Here is a 582-nt window from a genome sequence, read left to right on the forward strand (position 1 = left end):
GATTAAGGCGGTAAAATTCAGGTTGGTTTGCATGGTAATAAACGTGTTATGCCAGCGTTATGTGCAAAGGAGGCAATGTGAGTATAGATCGGAGTGTAATACTGAATGAAGCTATTAGGTTTAGAACACTGATTCAATCATGTGATCCTGAAGCTACAGAGTTGGTAATAGACGATTTTCCAGTAATGAGCTGCAAATTGACATCAATGATTCTTGTGTATCATTTTCTTAAACTTTATCCTGACATTGAAATTATAGGCGTCGGGGGAGTTCGTCCTGATAATTGTTCTATAACGCATTATTGGATAGAAATTGAGGGGATGGTAATTGATATCACTGGAGATCAATATAACTTAATTGATGAAGATGAGCTTGATGGTTTTATTATTTCTCTTAGACCTTACTCCCCAATTCACGTTGCGAAAATAGAAAATAGCTTTTTATATGATCTTTTTAAAGTGTCATATGTTGAGAAGTTTACTAAAGGATTACCTGATATAAGCGAGTCCTTTGTTGAAAAATTAGAATGCTCTTATTTACAACTGACTTCACTTGAGAAATGCACATAACAAATGCATCAAC

At 34.7% G+C, this 582-nt stretch carries 1 protein-coding gene; it reads left to right on the forward strand.

All coding sequences use genetic code 11. The features are described 5' to 3' along the window. Positions 1-77 precede the first annotated feature (77 nt). Positions 78-569 (forward strand): hypothetical protein, encoded by a 492-nt coding sequence (locus A6E04_RS20640; RefSeq protein WP_244886309.1) that lies wholly within the window; start codon positions 78-80, stop codon positions 567-569. Positions 570-582: the final 13 nt, after the last annotated feature.

It is taken from the genome of Aliivibrio logei (genome assembly GCF_001691055.1).
GTDB classification, from domain to species: domain Bacteria; phylum Pseudomonadota; class Gammaproteobacteria; order Enterobacterales; family Vibrionaceae; genus Aliivibrio; species Aliivibrio salmonicida.